The following is a 19,620-nucleotide window of genomic DNA, read 5'->3' on the forward strand; positions in this document are numbered from 1 at the left end:
CTTACGGGTGGGTCTTTCCAACACATATTACATTTGCAGTTTAGACCATTTTCTAATGGTAACTGCAGCGCAAGAACACCAAATGTCCCAAAAGCATGTGTATGCTCCTGCTGAACGCTGCAGGTATTTTTTGAACATGCTCTAGAATCACCTCATTTTGGGGACCAACATTTTTTGAACCGAATCCTTGAAAACCCGCCGCGAGTTCTCTCTGTCATCCCGCCGATGACTCAGTTAAATACTCCGTATCCTTCGACTGCATATCTGACCGGGTTTTTGCGGTCCCGGGGAGTCGATGCCGTTCAGGAAGATCTGGCACTGGCATTGGTGTTGAAACTGTTGTCATCGACCGGTTTGCAAAGTGTCTTCGGGCAGATCGAGACCATCTCAAATCCATCTCCTGTCGTCAGCAATTTCTGCGAACAGTATGACAAATATGTTGCTACGATTGATCGTGTCATCGCCTTCCTTCAAGGGGGCGATCCCACACTGGCGCATCGAATTATTAGTCGTATGTTTCTTCCTGAAGGGGCTCGATTTGACACACTCGATGCCTATGAAGACGAGGACGATGGCGGCGATCCTCTCGGATGGGCATTTGGAGCGTTAGGGGTTCAGGATCGGGCCAGGCATTATGCGACTCTTTACCTCAGCGACCTCGCCGACGTCCTGCGTGAAGCCGTTGATCCACGATTCGAATTTGTTCGATATGCAGAATCACTTGCCGCCAGTCAGCCGACTTTCGATCCGCTGGCTGAGGCCTTGATCGCCCCCATGAATCTCGTTGACACGACCCTGCGAGATTTGACTCTGGCTGCCATTTCTCGACATCAACCGAATGTCGTGCTCGTGTCGGTTCCGTTTCCCGGGAACGTGTACGCAGCATTCCGAATTGCTCAGGCCATTAAATCCAAAGACGCCGGTATCATCACGATTTTGGGTGGCGGGTTCGTGAATACCGAATTAAGGGAGATGACTGAACCCCGCGTATTCGACTATTTCGATTACATCACGTTGGATGATGGCGAGCGTCCTCTCGTGGCGTTGCTGGAACATTTTCGTGGCGAGCGACCACGGCATCAATTGGTGCGAACTTTTGTTCGAGAGGAAAACTCGACGACCAGCTATTCTGGTGCAGTTCAATATATCAATCATCAGGAACCTGATGTGCCATTCGCTGAAGTCGGCACTCCGACATGGGACGGTCTACCGATCGATCAGTATTTATCGACACTGGACATGCTCAATCCCATGCACCGATTGTGGTCCGATGGTCGCTGGAATAAGCTGACCGTCGCTCACGGTTGCTATTGGAAGAAGTGCAGTTTTTGCGATGTGACACTGGACTACATCGGTCGTTACGACGGAGTTGCAGCGAGCACATTGGTGGATCGAATCGAATCGATCATTCAGGAAACAGGACAGACGGGGTTTCACTTTGTAGATGAAGCTGCACCGCCAAAAGCACTCAAAGCGATGGCGAAAGAACTGCTCCGACGTAATGTGACAGTCTCCTGGTGGGGGAACATTCGCTTCGAAAAATCATTCACCCCAGAACTGTGCGAACTGCTGGCCGACAGTGGCTGCATCGCCATTTCCGGTGGTCTGGAAGTTGCCTCGGACCGACTGTTAAAGCTGATGAAAAAAGGCGTTTCGGTTGATCAGGTTGCACGGGTGACCCGAGCCTTCACGGATGTCGGCATTCTTGTACATGCCTATCTGATGTATGGATTTCCGACACAAACGGTGCAAGACACCGTCGATGCTTTGGAGTATGTCAGGCAGTTGTTTGAGGAAGGCTGCATCCAGTCAGGCTTCTTCCATCGCTTCACCTGCACCGTTCACTCACCCGTGGGGAAAAAACCGGAAGAGTACAGCATTGAACTGGCCCCATTGCCTGCAGTTTCCTTCGCAAAGAATGACATTGATTTTATCGACCCGACTGGCGTCAATCACGATTCCCTCGGCGTGGGACTTAACAAAGCGTTGTACAATTTCATGCACGGAGTCGGTCTGGACGACGATATTCGCAGTTGGTTCGAGGACAGAGTTCCGCGATCAATAGTGAAGCGAGACTTTATTGCTCAAGCTCTCTGTAAAAAATGAACACAATGACTTTGAAAAATCACGGATAAGAGCATGCTGCTTCATGAAGTGACATGCGAAGTCATGACTCCAGCCAAAACGATAGTCATTCAGCTCTCGTCTGCAACATCTTCCTGCGAGAACAGTCTGTTTGCTTCATTCAACAGGAACGTGGTATCCATGAACGGTTCGTAGCCGATGTCCTGCCAACGAACCATGCCGTTGCCATCAATGAGAAACGTCCCGTGGAGCGGCTGATTCTCGAAATCGTCATAGACACGAAACGCCTTGAACACATTGAGTGATTCATCTGAAACGAGCGGAATCGGGAGTTGCTCTTCGTTGTAATTGTCGATCGATTGCTTGAGCTTGGGATGGCTATCAGTGCTGATGGCGATCATCGAAAGTCCTGCGTCTTCGAACTCTTTGACTTTCGGTGCGAAGGCCTGCAATTGTTCGGCACAATGCAGGCAACCAAACCCCAGATAGAAGATCACGATGTGCGGCTGCCCTGAAAACTCGGCAGACGAGCGTGGGTTTCTCTCTGAGTCCGACAGCACCCAACTGGGAGCAGCGGAGGGACGCCAGCGGAATGGTCCGAGAGAGTTGAGATCCGGCCGTTCCCCTACATCGCCTGCAGGTAGCGACTTCACACGCCAATCGCTGTCGTAGCCGAATTCCGTGGCGATTGGTCCCAGACGCGCGAAGACGGGAACATCCAGATCGATCTGGGGTGAGAGTTTTCGAAGTTCTTCGAACGCTGTTCGAGAATCCTTCTTCCTGTTGGATAGCCATAAGGTCTCAACAAGGATGGCCAGCGGATACACTTCGTTTTTGTGGGAACTTATATTTTTACGCATTGCCTTGAGTGCATCTTCCTGATCGCCAGCCAGCCATTGAACTTTCGCCAGATACACAGCATCAACATCATCAGCACCCTTCAGGAGTTCATATCCAGACCGATAGTCGCCGTTGCCGACGGCTTCATGCCCTTTGAGAACTTTGATTGTCGCGTCCAGTTTTTTAATCTTCGCCTTGATTTCGTCTTGAGCTTTGACAGCCAATTTCTCGGCTTTGTCCTGATCCGCTTCTTGAGTCTTTGCCTTATCTTCGTCTGCAGCTTCAGTTTGGACTGTTTGCTTTTCTGCTTCAGTCGTTACTTGAGATACCAGCGCCTGCTTCCGGCGATCTAATTCCGCAATCTGAGCCTGACCATTCTGTATGTCACCAGTCTGAAAGTACGCCAGCCCCAGATACCTTAATCGCTTGATCTGTTCGTCCTCTTTATCGGTCGGCTCAAGGTAGGTAGAGTTTGCCAGAGTAATCATGTCATCCCACAACTCGTAGGTACGCAGGACTTGAAAGAGCCTCTGCCGTCCGAAATTTGTGCTGCCTTTTTTGGCAAGTGTGTTATACCGAGGATGACGAGGTAGCTCGATCATATTCCTGGCCAGATCGATGGCATCGTGAACGCGTCCAATATGAATCAGATTGCGGATGAGCCACTCGTTGTTGTGAGCGAAATTGTGAATCTCATCCGGCATCACTCGATCGCGCATCATGTGAGCATGATCGACTCGCGCCGAAGCTTCCTGTTGCCAGACCGCATCTTCGTATCGATGCAGTTTGGAGTAGATGTGGCCTGGCATGTGCCACATGTGAGCGATGCTGGGCGATGTCTGTCCACACAGTGCCGCTGAACTCAAAGCCCTCTCAGGATGTCGCTTGTCCCACAGGTGAATTCGAAAGTGATGAGCGGAATGCATCGGCTCGACTTCGAAAATTTCCTGTAGCAGAGCCTCTGCTGCCAGATAACTCGTACTCGAAGATTTTGACTCCCACAAATGCAAAGCCAGCAAGGCCTTTGCCTCCAAATCCTCGGGATGCTTCAGTAGAATATCCTCAAGTGCCTTCGTGAAGGCATCGTTTCTTTTTTCTTTCTCTTTGCTGTCCGCTTTGACGTAGGCATCCAACGCGTTGATGTACATAATTTCGCGTTCATTGGCTTTGCCCTTTCGCTTAATCGCCTCTTCCATGAACCCTTTCGCACGCTCGGCGTTTTTTCGATTCGCCATCGCCGCCCCCCAGTACGTCATCGCGCAATCCGGATCGAGTGATGCAGCATGTCGGAAAGATCGTTCCGCTTCGAAATACCAGAACCCGAACAACTGGCCAAGCCCCTGGTCGAAGAAACTTTGAACCACAGGATTTTCTGTGCTAACTGGGAAGCGGACACGACCGGTTCCTCCCATGAGATAGGCCTGCTGACGAGGCCCCTCGTTAAACACGTCGCCATGAAAAGAATGCCCCTCCAAGATCTTGTCGACCTCATCGGATTGTCCCTCCTGAAGTTCCGTCTGGCTTGATTTCGCTGCGGTCGTTTCCTCGCCGGCGAGATTCGAAACGAAAATACCGAAAGCGAGCAAACATACGAGGGATCGGAGAAAGCGTATCGCATTGGACAACATAGGTGGTTCCCATCGGTGAGAATCGGCTCGCACGTACTCCGAAGTGAGGCAACAGGAATTTAGAGACGTGAGCCAATAGGTAGATTTCTCATGCTATCTGAATAAACCCAACCGTTCAACTGCCCGGCTATCCAGCCAGGCGTCTGGGCTAACGCGTTCTCAACAATTCCAACCGGATATTTCCATATCAAACGCTGCGGGATTGGCCTGACGATGCACTTCTTCGATCAGAGAGTTCGACAATCATTGGTGCAATTGAGTCATTACTTTCCGGCAATGCTGACTTTTCTTCGTTAAATAATTACAGTATGGAAACTGAGGGAATTCTTGTCCGCCTGTCTTACATCTCAGGGGATGAATCGTAAATGCGAGATCGAAGCGCTTTGTCCTGCAAATGGTTTTACTGATGTCGCAATCTAAACTCTCATTCTATCCCCGAATTCGCAGGCTATTCCGATGGCGTACGGAATGGATCGTGATTCTTGCCGGATTGATTGTCCGTGTGTGCTATCTGTCCATGCTGACAAGAACTCCGCTTTGGGAATACTATCATGCGGATCATGCATTTTATAAAGTCTGGGGGTTGTCAATTGCACAGGAACAACTTTCACAGGGCCATTTGTTTGAACAGGGACCGCTTTATGCCTACTGGCTGGGGGGCCTGTATTATGCAGTTGGCGATTCTGACGCAATGATTGTAAGCCTACAGATGCTTGCAGGAATTCATTTGGGGTGCGTAATCTTCTGGATCGGACGTCGCCTCTGGAATGAACAAGCCGCAGTTTTAGCGGGTTTACTGGCAGTCACTTACGGCCCGCTTCTTTATTTTGAGGGGCTGGTCATGAAGTCCTGGTTATCTCCCTGGCTCACGGCTTGCGTCTGTCTCCTGATGCTCAAAGTACTGGACGAGACGAATAACAACTCTTCCCGTTATGGGAATTGGGAGCGGGTCTTCTATTGCTCACTGGCAGGAGGATTGACAGGATTGCTCTGCCTGGTGCGAGAAAATCATCTTCTGATGCTGGTTCCTGTTGCACTGACGATCTGGTTGGGAATGAAGCCCCTCTCACGTTTCCAACGAGCAGGGTTAATGAGTATTGCTCTGGTAACCTGTTTGTGCGTTACCTTGCCAGCGACATTGCACAATACGATCGTTGGGAGACAACTGGTGTGGATCACTTCTGGTGGTGGAGAAGTCCTGTTCATGGGCTGGGGGCCGGAAGCAACGGGATACTATCAAAATCCTTCCTTTGTCCGGCCAGATCCATTTCTGGAGCATGAAGATTTTCGGCTCGAAGCTTCGCGAAGATTGGGGAAGCCTGTCAGTTATGCCGAGTCATCTTCCTTTTGGAGCCGTACAGCTATTCAGGATATGGTCACGAACCTTCCGCGGTCCCTGCAGTTATTGATCCGAAAATCGGTCATTCTGCTCAATGATTACGAGATTCCCGATAGCGATTTTTATGCCGTGGCGAAGCAAATCCATCCGCTACTCCAATACTTGCCCACTTGGAGTTGGCTCATAGGGTTGGCGGTCATTGGTCTGTTTCTGGGAATAGGAAACGATCGTCGGTTCCTGATCGTGGCAGGGTTTCTCCTCGTCCATGTGTTGACGATTTTACTCACCTATAACTTCTCTCGCTTTCGGTTGGGAATGACACCATTCCTGTGTCTGTTTGCCGCAATAGCAATTGTCTGGATTCTTCGAGGATCAGAAAAAGGCCCCAGAATTGTAGCCTCTTTTCCCGCACGATTAATGATGCTCGTGGCGGCATTTGTCATCTCGTTGTGGACCTGGATGCCACCTCCCGATTATCAGCAGTTGGAATTTGCAGTCATGGAGGAGAACTTTCTCAAAAGATTACAGGATCGGGAATCTTATTACAGAGAGGCTGGAGAACTGACAGAACAGAGATCATCCCAGAAAATCAATGCAGACTCCGCATATGAGCTGGGCATTGCCTGGATGAATGCACTACAACCATTTCGTGCAGAAAAGTGGTTTCGTCATGGACTGGAACAGAATGCGTCTCACTCTCAGTGCTGGTTCTATCTGGGCGTGTTGCAGGCAAAGCGGGGACAGTTTGGCAAAGCGGTCTCCACTTTTCAGCAGTGTGCAAAAATCGATTCCGCAAATGCTGATGTCTGGGCAAATCTGGGAAGTGCATATTTTCATCAGGCGCTTCAGGGAAATCTCACCTTGCAGCAAAGACAAAATTATTTGCTAAGAGCAAAAGACGCCTATCGTTCCGGGCTGGACGTTGAGGCCAAGAACATCACCTGTCTTCAGGGGATCAGGATGATTCAATGGGCGTTGCAAGAAGACGATTGATACGGTCAGATCAATAAAAAAGAGAACGACTGTTGCCAGTCGATCTCTTTCGAATTCTGATGACAGTTGACATCCACTGAGAGAATGTCAGATCACATCAACGTGTATTTTCTGTCATAAATATTATGACCATTCTCATCCATACGCGGATATGCAGTGGCAAAATGCTTTAAAACTCACCAACAACTAAGCCGTCATTCTTGATTCCCAGTTTTTGATAAGTTCCCAAAGGGGAGGCCTGAGAGTTGATATTTTCGCTCAGGAAGTGAACGGAGCCATCTGCAAATACGAATTGAGCTCCTCCTTGATGAAAACTTCCGAATCCGTCGTTGTCATTACTAGGACCGGTGCCTGCTCCTGTATAAGGACGCGAGAGATTAATCGGGCGAGGTGCGTTGACATCCCTCAAGGCCAGAGGATCAAATTTCATAGTGGGAACTCCGGGCCACAGCGCTCCCTGTGCGAGATTGGAATTGTTGGCGTTGGTCCAGTTGTAATACTGTTTCCAGCTGACTTCTCCCACCATAATTGTACTTGAGGTACCATCAGTAATGTCCCTCATTCTGGTATTAGAATTGACCCAGAACATCCCGGTGGTTTCATCCATTTGCAGGCCGGTGGTTTGACCACCACGATTTGTGTTTCCCCGATTGGCAGCATAGCTGCTCGTCCCGAACCCCCCTTTTCCACGAGAGGGTTTTGTGTCGCTGGGACAGGAGAACGAGTCCAGAGTATTGTTAGTTGCATTCGCATTGCTGGGAGCGTCCAGAATACCCAGGCCACCCGGAGCCCCGCCGCTGGGACAACTGCCGGACATGCGAAAGTCCTGGATGTCATAAATCGCCGCTTCTTCAAGAAACGGAAGCAGATAAAAACCCCATGAGGGATGACGACCTGTATGGCGATGATTGCCTTCATTGACACCAGGGCGACAATCGACCATTACGAGTCCCGGAGGGAAAACTCGGTGGGTGTCATGATAATTGTGCATCGCCAGTCCAATCTGCTTCAGATTGTTTTTGCAACTGGAACGACGTGCCGCTTCCCGTGCCTGCTGCACAGCTGGGAGCAACAAAGCTACCAGTATCGCGATGATTGCAATTACAACCAATAGCTCAATCAGTGTAAATCCTTGATGTGAGTGAATGAACTTTCTCATTTTGCTGAGACTCCCCCCTTAAAGAAAACATAAGATATTCAATATCGGCATGGTTAAATTAATAATTAATGAACTTTTATAATTAAGACAACAGCTGGATGTCAATAAAGAATTAACATATAAGTACCCAAAACGTCATCTACACAGAGGGATATAGCGGTACGACTACTCGCTGAAGTTCAGTCACATCCGAAGTGTGAATATGCAGTCACACAACCTGCTTATTGGAAGACTTTAGCCAACCGCAGGCAGTGGATCTCGGGATAATGTGGCAACTGCGAGTTGGGCGTTCCCTGCCGTTGGTAGCAGTCCTCTCAGTCGATGAGAGCATGTATCGTTATGACACTTCTTCAGGCTCCTCGCTGTATTCGCAAAAATCTGAATCCCGTCTACGGCCCCTAAGAAATGATATCCATATTTTTCTCTTCAGGACGAGCCAGCAGTTTTACCTTTGCGACTTCTCGACTTTGCTCTGCAGAATCGATTGCAATAACAGGCGATAGTTTTCTCCCAGGATCAAACGTTTTTCAGCTTCGGTGATTTCGCAGGCGATTACTTTGCTCAACTCGGTTCCCAGAGAACGAGAGGGTAAATGACTCCCGAAGACGATTCGCTCGGCTCCGAGTTCCCGGACTGCCATTTCGATGAAGCCAGCCGTGGCATCGAAGCCGGAGGTTTCCACGAGAATGTTCGGCTGATCGCGGACAGCCCGAATGCTTTTTTCCCACTCTCCGCCAGCATGAGCGCAAATAAATTTCTGCTGAGGAAAACGAGCCGCGACCTGGGCCAGTTCCGATGGAGTCGATTCCCCCCTGCCCTGTTTTCCACCAGTTTTGAACCAGGTATGTTGCATGACGACGGCGTTTAATTCACCGATGCGTTCCAGCAGAGGCTCGAAATTCGGATGCGTACAGGTAAGCGCCGCTGGTCCGCCGCCGGAGAAGTAGACACCAAGCATTGGTCCCTCGCCGACCCAGCGATTCAACGCATCCATTGAGGCGGGCACATCGTGCGGATTCAATTGAATCATCCCGAACAACATGTCTGGCCAGCGACGGAGCGGTTGAGTGATGACTTCCGGCTGTTTTTTCAGTAATGCTTCCAATTCCTGATCGGTCGTGGTGCCGAGTCCGACATGAGCAAAGTAACAGAGCTTCTCGAATCGTCCCTTGCGGATGGCGGGTAACGCTGTTTTGATATCGGCATACAAACGCTGGGTTCCATCGCGTCCTGGATAACTGTGAGCCGGAGTGAAGTAGGAATCCCAGATGTGATAGGACTCCAAGATCTCAACTGAAGGTAGTCCCAGGCGAGTAGACTCAGTGGTCATGATCGACTCGCTTTCAGCAAAGCGACTGCGTTTGCGGCGTAGATCGCCTGTAGCTCAGCCTTGTCGAACTGTCCCGATTCATGGACCCGAATCAGAGCAGCCTCGGGAATTAGAAATGGAGCATGACTGCCAAACAGAATTCGGTTCAAGGGAAACACCTCCGCCAGTTGGGGGATGCCCGTCGAGCCGTCAACGCGGCTGATATCGAGAAAGAGGTTAGGCAACTTTGATAGTTGAGCAGTGAGCGCTGCGGGGAGTTTTGCATTCAAAAGTTGCACGGGGAGATTGGGAAATTGCCTCAGCAATTCGGGCAACGGGGAGACGTTCACATCTTGAACCTGAAGGGAGCGGTGTTGAGTGCGTCCATCTTCCAGGCTGATGGCGATCTGCACGAATAATCCGTGAGACTCGGCTCGCTGTAGCAACTCGGAGACGAACGAATCGTTTAGGGTGTAATGATGGTAGTTCGGATAGAGGCGAATGCCCGACATGGCTAGTTTTGTTTTGCAGTCTTCAAGATCGCGCTGCCAGCCGGGGAGAGTCGGATTGATCGTGCCGATCGGTATCAACTCCGAAAATTCCGCACACTGTTGGTAAAGCCGTCGATTGACGCTGGAAATATCCCGGTGCAGTAGCCCCTCATAACTTCCAGCCCAGGCTTGTGTGATGTTGTACTGACGAAGTTTTTTAACCAGTCGAACCGTCTCATCCAGCGGCAGACGACGAAACGGCCAACGGAAAAGATGGACATTCGTGTCGATAATATCAAGCGGCTTCTCAGTGGTCGCTGGCGAGTTCCCTTCAGCCAGGCTGACGGAAGTGAGACCAAGCGAGACTGCTCCCGCAAGTTCCAAGGCCTGCCGGCGATTCAGTATCGATTCAAATTTTGATCCGAGTCGAATCATGCCAGAATCCCCTCGATGACCTGAGGAGGTTCGAAACCGGTGAGACGTTCTTTCAAACCGCTGCGTTCGAAGAAAAGGTGCTCGTGATGTAAACCGAGCAAATGCAGGATTGTGGCGTGGAAATCGTGAACACTGACCGGGTTGTCCACCACCGCGTGACCGAAGTCGTCGGTCTGTCCGAACGTTGTACCGCCGCGGACTCCGCCACCTGCCATCCACGAGGAAAAAGCCTGCATGTTGTGATCGCGTCCGGTGTAGATGTTCCCCGATTTTTGCGAAGTTGGTGTCCTTCCGAATTCACCGCCCCAGATCACCAGCGTCGTATCGAGCAGACCTCGCTCTTTGAGATCTTGCAGCAATGCCGCGACCGGTTGGTCGGTCCTTCCACAAACCGCGCGATGATTGTCTTGTAAATCGACATGGCTGTCCCAGGGTTGTTCCTCAAGGAACAGTTGAACGAAGCGAACTCCCCGTTCAACGAGTCGTCGGGCGAGCAGGCAGCGTTTGCCGTACGACTCTGTTTGTTGATTTTCGAGACCGTACCTCTGCTGTGTATGTCGGGATTCTTTCGACAGGTCGAGAGCTTCATGAGCGGTCAACTGCATTCTCGCGGCGAGCTGATACGATTCCATGCGGGCATCCAACTGCGGGTTGTAAGGCCGTTGATTGAGATGAATCGTATCGAGTTGAGAGAGCAGTTGCTGAGTTGTTTCGGTGACTGGGGAAGGCTGTTCATACTGACGCTTCAGATTGAGAATGGGAGCGCCGGTCGGGCGGAACGGGGTTCCCTGATATAAGGGGGGCAAGAATCCGTTTGTCCAATTGCGTGAACCGTTTTTAGGCGGGCCGAGGGGATCATTCAGCACAACATAAGCGGGCAGATTCTGATTCTCGCTGCCGAGGCCATAAACCGACCACGCACCGAGTGTCGGATATCCCATAAACAGGCGCCCGCTATGAATTTTGTAGAGGGCATTATCGTGATTCGGATGATCGGTCCACATGGAGTTGATCAGACAGATGTCGTCCACCAACTTTGAAGTTTCCGGCAAGACGTCGGCCATCCACATGCCGCATTCACCATGTTGCCGGATTCCGTACTGACCGCCCATCATCACGCCAATGTTAGCGGTGCTCTGGTTGCCGAGATCTTCGACATTGCCGGGATAGGGCTTCCCGTCCATCTTGTTTAACACTGGCTTCGGATCGAATAGATCCATCTGGCTCGGCCCGCCATTCATAAACAGTTGGATGACCGAAGTCGCCTTGGCGGGGTGATGGGTCTGCTTCGGTTTGAGGGTGTACCGCCCGTCTTCGGGAGTGCTGGCCATGGCACTGGTGCCGCCGAAGTAATCGTGGCTGAGCAGATAAGTCAACGCAGCTCCCAGTAAACCATCACTAGTACGGGCAAAGAAATCACGGCGAGTGTGGAAGGTGGAGTTCTCAACAGTCATGAAAGAGCTCTAATCGATATAAATGAATGCTGCGGAATTCAGCAGGATGTGAGAGTAACTTTCGAGCGCTGCTTCCGGCCGTTCTGGCCATTGTTCATTTAATGTTTTCAGGGCAACCAGTCCCAACTTTTCTTCCTGGTCGGTCGGTTCACGAGATAGGGCCAATTTATAAATTAAGGCAATTTGCTCATTAGGGACTAAGGTTTCATTCGAGACACGCTTTGCCAGCGATGCCGCCAGTTCACGAACATGGGCGTTGTTCATCAGCATCAGCGATTGGGGTGCAACGGTCGAGACAGTACGCGTGGTGCAGTTCGGCCCCATGATGGGATAATCGAATGTCTCCATCAGCGAAGGAATCTGAGTCCGTCGATACTGCAGGTAAACACTGCGGCGATACTTGCCATTTTCTTCGGGAATGATGCTGACCAACCCGTCCCGATCGACAGAGATTGGATCTGGTGGTCCTCCCGATGTTGTGTCCAGTTTTTCAGAAACCTGAAGCAGTGAATCCCGCAAAGCTTCGGCATTCATCCGACGTAGCGGCATCCGCGAGAGCAGGCGATTCGTAGGATCGGCCTCATACCGTTCTTGTGAAACGAGGCTGCTTTGACGATAGGTTTGCGAATTCATGATGAGCCGATGCAACTCTTTGATGCTCCAGTCGCGGTCGATGAATTCCACCGCCAGCCAGTCGAGCAATTCCGGATGGGAGGGGCGTTCTCCCTGCAGGCCGAAATTTTCCAGTGTATTGACGAGGCCAGTCCCGAAATGATGATACCAGATTCGATTCACCATCACGCGGCCAGTGAGGGGATGTTCGGGACTTGTCAACCAGCGGGCGAAGGCCAGGCGGCGGCCAGTTTGTTTCGTGGTATCATCGAAAGGTGAATCGTATGCAAACGGAGTGCGTCCATCCGTCAAGACTGCAGGAACCCCCGGTCCGACCAGCGGACCTGGTTTGTTGTATTCCCCACGTCTGAGTAAATATGTCGGAGAGGGTTCCCCGCGATCCCATAAGGCTCGAACCGTCAGAGGGGCCGCCAATTTCTCTTTGACGCCAAGGATCTGCAGTTCGAGAGATTCGACATGCTCCCGTGCGGAGATCACTGATTGTGGCTGCAGGTCATAAGGTTTGATCTCGGCGATCAGGAATAGTTCGACCAGTTGTCTCTGTTTCAGAGTGCGATTGTTATCCGCCACTTTCAAGGCGGACAAAGTTGCCTGGCGATCGTCTTCGGATTGTTCGGGATAATATTCCCTCAGCGTGGTGAGAATGACATCCCTTTGAGCAGTTCGAAGTTGCTGTTCCAGCGACCGAACTTCTTTGAGAATTGGCGGGTTAACCTCATTCACTAGTTCGCGTTGTTCGGGCGTGCCCAGATTGACCTTGCGGGTTTTGAAGCTGAGCCAGTCATATTCGTCGAGAGCCCCTTGGAAGACCGCTTTCAGACGATAATAATCCCGTTGAGGAATAGGATCGTACTTGTGAGAATGACAGCGAGCACATTCGACGGTCATGCCCATCAGACCGGAGCCGACAATCGTGATGGCATCGTTGATAACTCCCAATCGTTCCGGCACAAAATTCATCGTCCGAGAACCGGTCTGATCGATTCCCATTCGCAGAAAGCCGGTTGCGACCAGATTGTCGACCATCTCCTGGGTGATCGTCTCGGCATGTTTATAATCGACCAGTTCATCGCCCGCCAGTTGCTCGGTTAGAAATTGATCGTAAGGTTTATCTTCATTGAATGACTCGATGACATAATCACGGTATTTCCAGGCGACTTCGCGCAGCGGGTCGGAACTGACGCCTCCTTCCGAGTCGGCATAGCCCGACAGATCGAGCCAGTATCGGCCCCAGCGCTCGCCGTAATGGGGAGAGGCAAGGAGTTCATCGATCATCTCGGCGTACCAGTTTGGGTTGGTCGTCATTCGCCAGTGTTGCCAATCTTTATACTGAGGTGGCATGCCGATCAAATCCAAATATGCCCGACGAACCAGCGTATCCCGCTCCGCTTCCGGCGAGAAGTTTAAGCCGCGTTCCTGCAACTTCGCCAGAATGAAATCATCGACGGAATTGCCCACAGTCGGTCGTTGCGGTGACTGATAGGCCCAGTGCTTGCGGTCATCTTCGGTGACCAGCGGGTCCGGCTGTTTTGTAGCGATGTCGGGCTCTATCGGATATTCCTGTGCCCCTTCGGCTAGCCAGGTTTTCAATATATCGAGTTCCGATTCCGGCATACGGCGGACGAAGAATTTCAACAGCTTTTCCTGAGGCGGACAGGCTTCCGATTCGATCCGTTGAATCATCAGGCTCGCTTCCGGATCCCCCCGCACAATTACTGGACCATTCTTGCTTCCGGCTTTAAGGCGGTCGATGGATCGCAAATCGAGTTTCGCTTCCTGGAGTTGAGCTCCGTGACAGGCGGTGCAACGGAGCAACAGAATGGGCAGTACATCATGCTGAGTGATGGCTTCCGTCAACTGCACCTGTTCCTTCGCGGGGGCGCCGGCTTTCAACCAGTTTTGGATTTTTGTCAATTCCTCTGCGGTCAACGCTTCTTCGCCTTCAGGGGGCATGCTCTCGGAGTCGAGCATCATCCACAGCATCCCTTCGTCCCAACTTTCAGCCAATGCAGACTCACCCGATTCGCCTCCCTTGTGCAGGCCGGTCATTGAGGAAACATCCAAGTCGCCCTTCCGTACGGTTTCACTATGGCAGTTAGCGCATTTGCGTTCAAAGAGCGGACGGATATCCGTTTCAAACAGCAGAGATGCAGACTGTACTGGGGATTCCTCTGCGGAGAGCGTGTGCAAGCTGCTCATCAGAAACAGGCAACAACAGAACCACGCGGAAAGTATTCGATTAATGATGGGTAGGCTCATGGGGCAATTTCGAAGAGGGTGGGAATAGCGCGCTGAGCAGGCTGCGGTCACTAATCAATTTCTTCTATTCACTTAGACTACATCGAGATGCATTCTGAGACAAGGAGAATTGTCCTTTTGTGTAATGGCAGATGTTGATCCCCTGCCCTTTTCAGATCAAGCAGACTTCCTTTCAAACCACTTGTATTATGCCCAACGTATTTTTCTGTCCTCATTCTGATCGATAGAAAAGGTTGACACTTAAACAGAGTCCATACGAATCGAAGAACTTCCGGGGACTTCCGCTGAGGCATAGCGCGCCACCCCCGACCAACAGTTAATCGAATTTGGAATCGCTCCGAGGTTTTTACGGGCGTTGAGTGTTCATGAAATCACAGGCACATTCGAAGCCCTTCAGATCGTCGAAATCCCATGAACGATGACCAGGACGAACAGATGTCGGCAGCTATGGCAGCAATCCGTCATCTTTCCCACGATGATCAATCGGAGATGCCGTCTAACGATGATTTGTCTATGGCATTTGAACAATTCTCCAAAGCCGCTTTTCGACGAGTGGCCCTCCAGATCGCACACTGTATTCTTTTGACGAAAACAATGAGCTGAAGCAGCCCGAGTTGCTCAGCGAAGCTTTCAAAATCAATGCCCCCCAATATCTTACCAGACGGTACTGGAATTCAACCGTTACTGTACAAAATTGACAGAGAATGAATTCCAGCCATGAACCGGCAAGAGGACATCCAGGTTGGTATAAATTTTGCTGACTTAATATTTTGAAATCTGCTTGAGCTGTTTTTCAATCGAAAGACGCCTATAAACATAACAAAACATTATAAAATATAATAAACAGAAATGAGTGAGATTATGTGTCCGGTCAGGCCATCAGGAGAAATTGATAAGACTGATCTTGAAAATTCGCCTGAAATGGTGAATACAAGTAAAACAGATCAAACACCAGCTGAAAACCCTGAAATCTTGGACTCCCTCCCTCATCGATCTCTCAGACAGGAATTCCCAATTGTTGGCATTGGTGCATCAGCGGGCGGACTGGAAGCTTTGGAATCATTTTTTGACAACATGAGCCTCGATTCCGGCTTAGCATTTGTGGTGGTTCAACATTTATCACCGGATTTTAAAAGTGTGATGGATGAATTGCTGGCTCGTCACACCAAAATCCGTATCCATCGAGTGACCGATGAGATGCAAGTCGAGCCGAACGCCATTTATTTAATACCACCCAAGAAGGAAATGATCATCTCGGATGGAAAGTTGCTGCTCAGTGATAAAGATCCCCAATCCGGACTCACATTACCGATCGACATTTTCTTTCGTTCGCTGGCACAAGATGCCGGGGCTCGGGCGATTGCTGTGATTCTCTCAGGAACAGGCAGCGATGGCTCGCAGGGAATTCAGGATGTTCACGCGAACGGTGGATTTGTAATTGCTCAAGATCTGCAATCTGCAAAATTTGACGGCATGCCCAAGAGTGCCAAGGCAACGGGAGTTGTTGACCTGGTCTTGCCTCCAGAAAGAATGGGAGCGGCTCTCTCTTCATACATTCAACAACCAGGTTCCAGGAATCTGACTGATTTCATGCCTGTCGAACCAGCCATGCTGAAAGGTTTTGATGCGATTTTTCAGTTATTGCGAAAACATTACGATATTGATTTTTCGTATTACAAACAGTCCACCGTTACCCGACGTGTTCAACGTCGCTTGCTCATGCATCAAATTACGGATTTGGATGAATACGTCACCCGTCTTCGAGATGACTCAAGCGAGTTAAATTTGCTCTACAAAGATTTACTGATTGGGGTCACGAAGTTTTTCCGGGATCCAGAAGCCTTTGATCTGATTGACCAGAATATTTTGCCAGAGATTCTGCAGAATCATCGGCAGCATGAAGAACTACGCGTGTGGGTGGCTGGCTGTGCCACGGGCGAAGAGGCTTATTCATTGGCGATTCTCATTCAAGAGCACATGCAAGAAATGGCCAAGCCGCTCAATGTCAAGATATTTGCCACCGATGTTCACCCAACCTCACTCGAAACCGCTAGCGTGGGGATTTACAGCGAGGAAAGTTTATCCGAGGTTTCCTCGGAACGGCTCGAAAAATACTTCAAGCGAGTGAAAACGGGCTTTCAGGTTTCCCAGGATCTGAGACAAATGATTGTGTTCGCACCACACAACATTATCAAAGATGCACCCTTCACGAAAATCGATCTGATTACCTGCCGGAACATGCTGATTTATCTGGAGCAACCCGCTCAGAAAAAAGCGATTTCGTTGTTTCACTTCGCATTAAACACTCGAGGTGTCATGTTTATGGGTCCGAGCGAAAGCCCCGGAGAACTGACCGATGAGTTCGAAGCGATTAATGAACGTTGGAAGATCTATCGTAAACGGCGAGATAAACGTCTGCCGGTCGAAATGCGTTTGCCACTCTCTGCTGGATATGCCAATTCGCGTATCCCTCGTATGGGTTTGAGCCAGCCGCATGCCCCTGCCAATGGAGCCCTCTTAAGAGCTTATGATGAATTACTCAAAGAATATGCCCCGCCGACTTTGCTGATCAACAATTCAAGAGAGCTCGTGCAGTCTTTCAGTGGTGCTGCAAAATACCTCAAGCTGACTGATGGGCGACCTTCCACAGATATTTTTGAATTGATGCTGCCTGATCTGAAAATTCCATTAACAACAGCTGTTCATCAAGTGACAAAAAATCAAAAGTCGGTCAATTTTAAAGGTGTTCGAGTCAGACACGATACATCTGAGGAACAGCTGCGATTGACAGTGCGACCACTCCAGATGCGAAATGGAGACGAACAGCAATTCCTCGTCACTCTGGAACCAATGGAAAAGCCGAAAGCATTAGTTAAAGATGACGATAACGAAGTTGCTTTGAATATGGATCTCGACGAGGCCTCTAAAGAACAGATGATGGCGCTGGAATCTGAGTTGCTGTACACGAAAGAAAATCTGCAGTCGACCGTTGAAGAGATGGAGACCAGCAATGAAGAGTTACAGGCCACGAATGAGGAACTTGTTGCCTCCAATGAAGAGTTGCAAAGCACGAACGAAGAACTGCATAGCGTTAATGAAGAGCTTTATACGGTTAATGCTGAGTATCAGAAAAAGATTGCAGAGTTGATGGAGTTGACCGCAGATATGGACAATCTGCTGCACAGCACTGAAGTTGGTGTGATTTTTCTTGATCGTGAGTTATGCATCCGAAAGTTTACTCCAAAAATTGGCGAAACGTTTCACTTGTTACCATTAGATATTGGGCGACGGGTCGACAGTTTCGCTCACAATATCGATCATCCGCATCTCGTCAACGATTTGAAACGGGTGCTCACTGAAGAGTCTCCGCTGGAGATGGAAGTTCACGGTGGAGATTCCCAGACTTTCCTGATGCGAATCTTACCTTATCGTTCCAAAAACAAAGTCGATGGAGTCGTTCTTACCCTCATAGAAATCAGTCGATTGAAGCAGGCTGAGGAAGAATTAAAACTCATGTCCAAAGTCTTTCAAGATGGTGCGGATCCTATCATTCTGGAAGATCTCGATGGCCGAATTATCGATGTGAATGCGGAAGCAGAAAAAGTCTATGGATGGAACCGTAATGAATTATTGGGACAGAGTTTTGAAAAGCTGGTCCCTACGGACGAACAGATTCGTGCGAAGGAATTACGTGAGCGTTGTATCGAAAAATCGGGCTTACGTAGCATTGAAACAATCAAGCAAGATATCAACGGTAATCCATTTCCAGTATTACTTACGCTTTCTTTATTGACGGATCAGAAAGGAAAGCCTGTCGTGATCGCTTCGATTGCCAAGGACATTACCGATCGTAAATTAGCTGAGGACAAAGCCCGCGATGCGGTCAAAAGACGAGATCAGTTTCTGGCAATGCTTTCGCACGAACTCAGAAATCCATTAGGGGCGGCTCTCAATGCCACCTACTTATTGGATGGTGCAGATGAAAAGGCCCTTACTAAACCACTCTTTGAAGCCTGCAAGGTCATTCAACGACAGACACTACAGGTCGCCCGACTTCTGGACGATCTGCTGGATGTCTCACGCGTCACGCAAGGGAAAATCGAGATTAGAAAACAAGTCGTCGACATGACGCTACTCATTGAAGATACGCTCCAGGCCATTCGTCCTCATATCGACGCATTAAATCATCAGTTAACGGTGGATATATCGTCTGAACCAGTGATTGTTGAAGGGGACCCCTCGCGGCTTCTGCAAATCCAGGAAAACTTGTTGGCCAACGCTGCCAAATACACACCCGAAGGAGGCCAGATACGACTTTCCCTCGCAAAAGAAGATGGGGAAGCAATCCTCCGCGTGAGTGACAATGGGAACGGAATTCCGTCCCACATGCTGGAAAAGATTTTTGAATTATTTGTGCAATCAGACGATACTCTGGACCGCTCTCAAGGGGGTATGGGGCTTGGTTTGACACTTGTAAAAGACATTACCGAATTGCATGGAGGACGTGTCAGTGCCTTTAGCAATGGTACCGGAAAGGGAAGTGAGTTTGTTGTGCGACTTCCATTATCTCAAGTCTCACAAATGCCCATGGCATCCCAGCCGAGTCTCAAAGATCCCGAAGCTTCCGATCAAAAGAATATCGTTCTCGTCGAGGACAATGAAGATAACCGCGCAATGCTCAAAACATTGCTCCGACTAAAAGGCCATCTCGTCCTGACGGCTTCGAACGGAAGCCAGGGATTGGATGTCATTTTGCATCAGCACCCGGATGTCGCTATCGTTGATATTGGCTTGCCTGGAATCAGTGGATATGAAGTTGCTAAGAGAGTTCGGGCAGAACTTGGCAATGACGTCTACTTAATTGCCTTAACAGGATACGGATGTACTGAAGACCGCGAGGCTACGAAAGAAGCAGGTTTCAACACGCATTTAGTGAAACCACTGGATCCTGTCGAGTTAGACAGAATTTTAAATTTGATCTCGAAATCCGAATGA

9 protein-coding genes are annotated in these 19,620 nt (G+C 49.9%); 3 read left to right on the forward strand and 6 right to left on the reverse strand.

All coding sequences use genetic code 11. The annotated features are described in order from the left end of the window. Positions 1-225: 225 nt before the first annotated feature. Positions 226-2,106: a B12-binding domain-containing radical SAM protein gene (locus tag Pan54_RS10785; protein WP_390621948.1), complete on the forward strand. Its 1,881-nt coding sequence runs from the start codon at positions 226-228 to the stop codon at positions 2,104-2,106. An 89-nt stretch (positions 2,107-2,195) separates the two neighbouring features. Here Pan54_RS10785 and Pan54_RS10790 read toward each other — a convergent pair whose 3' ends face one another. Further along, complete coding sequence (locus tag Pan54_RS10790) at positions 2,196-4,553, reverse strand: peroxiredoxin family protein (protein WP_146503492.1); 2,358 nt, start codon at positions 4,551-4,553, stop codon at positions 2,196-2,198. 406 nt (positions 4,554-4,959) lie between these two features. On the opposite strand from Pan54_RS10790, the gene Pan54_RS10795 reads away from it, so the two are divergent. Beyond that, the gene (locus tag Pan54_RS10795) at positions 4,960-6,885 is read left to right on the forward strand and encodes a glycosyltransferase family 39 protein (protein WP_165441716.1); all 1,926 of its coding nucleotides are present in this window, start codon (positions 4,960-4,962) and stop codon (positions 6,883-6,885) included. A 169-nt stretch (positions 6,886-7,054) separates the two neighbouring features. Here the strand turns inward: Pan54_RS10795 and Pan54_RS10800 are convergent, their stop codons facing one another. The 5 genes from Pan54_RS10800 to Pan54_RS10820 all read right to left on the reverse strand — a co-directional run bounded on the left by Pan54_RS10800 (position 7,055) and on the right by Pan54_RS10820 (position 14,625). After that, the gene (locus tag Pan54_RS10800) at positions 7,055-8,044 is read right to left on the reverse strand and encodes a DUF1559 domain-containing protein (RefSeq protein WP_146503494.1); all 990 of its coding nucleotides are present in this window, start codon (positions 8,042-8,044) and stop codon (positions 7,055-7,057) included. A 445-nt stretch (positions 8,045-8,489) separates the two neighbouring features. After that, entirely contained in the window at positions 8,490-9,374 is an 885-nt protein-coding gene (locus tag Pan54_RS10805; protein WP_146503495.1) for an amidohydrolase family protein, read from the reverse strand. Beyond that, positions 9,371-10,279 (reverse strand): amidohydrolase family protein, encoded by a 909-nt coding sequence (locus Pan54_RS10810; RefSeq protein ID WP_146503496.1) that lies wholly within the window; start codon positions 10,277-10,279, stop codon positions 9,371-9,373. The genes Pan54_RS10805 and Pan54_RS10810 overlap by 4 nt, the downstream gene beginning before the upstream one ends. Then, positions 10,276-11,733, reverse strand: a complete 1,458-nt coding sequence (locus tag Pan54_RS10815) for a DUF1501 domain-containing protein (protein WP_146503497.1) — start codon at positions 11,731-11,733, stop codon at positions 10,276-10,278. Before Pan54_RS10815 ends, Pan54_RS10810 begins: the two co-directional genes overlap by 4 nt. 9 nt (positions 11,734-11,742) lie before the next feature. Beyond that, positions 11,743-14,625: a PSD1 and planctomycete cytochrome C domain-containing protein gene (locus tag Pan54_RS10820; protein WP_146503498.1), complete on the reverse strand. Its 2,883-nt coding sequence runs from the start codon at positions 14,623-14,625 to the stop codon at positions 11,743-11,745. 849 nt (positions 14,626-15,474) lie between these two features. Between Pan54_RS10820 and Pan54_RS10825 the strand changes: the two genes are divergently transcribed. Continuing rightward, positions 15,475-19,620 carry a chemotaxis protein CheB gene (locus tag Pan54_RS10825; RefSeq protein WP_146503499.1) on the forward strand — a complete coding sequence of 1,382 codons (4,146 nt, stop codon included), beginning with the start codon at positions 15,475-15,477 and terminating at the stop codon, positions 19,618-19,620.

The organism is Rubinisphaera italica (assembly GCF_007859715.1).
GTDB classification, from domain to species: domain Bacteria; phylum Planctomycetota; class Planctomycetia; order Planctomycetales; family Planctomycetaceae; genus Rubinisphaera; species Rubinisphaera italica.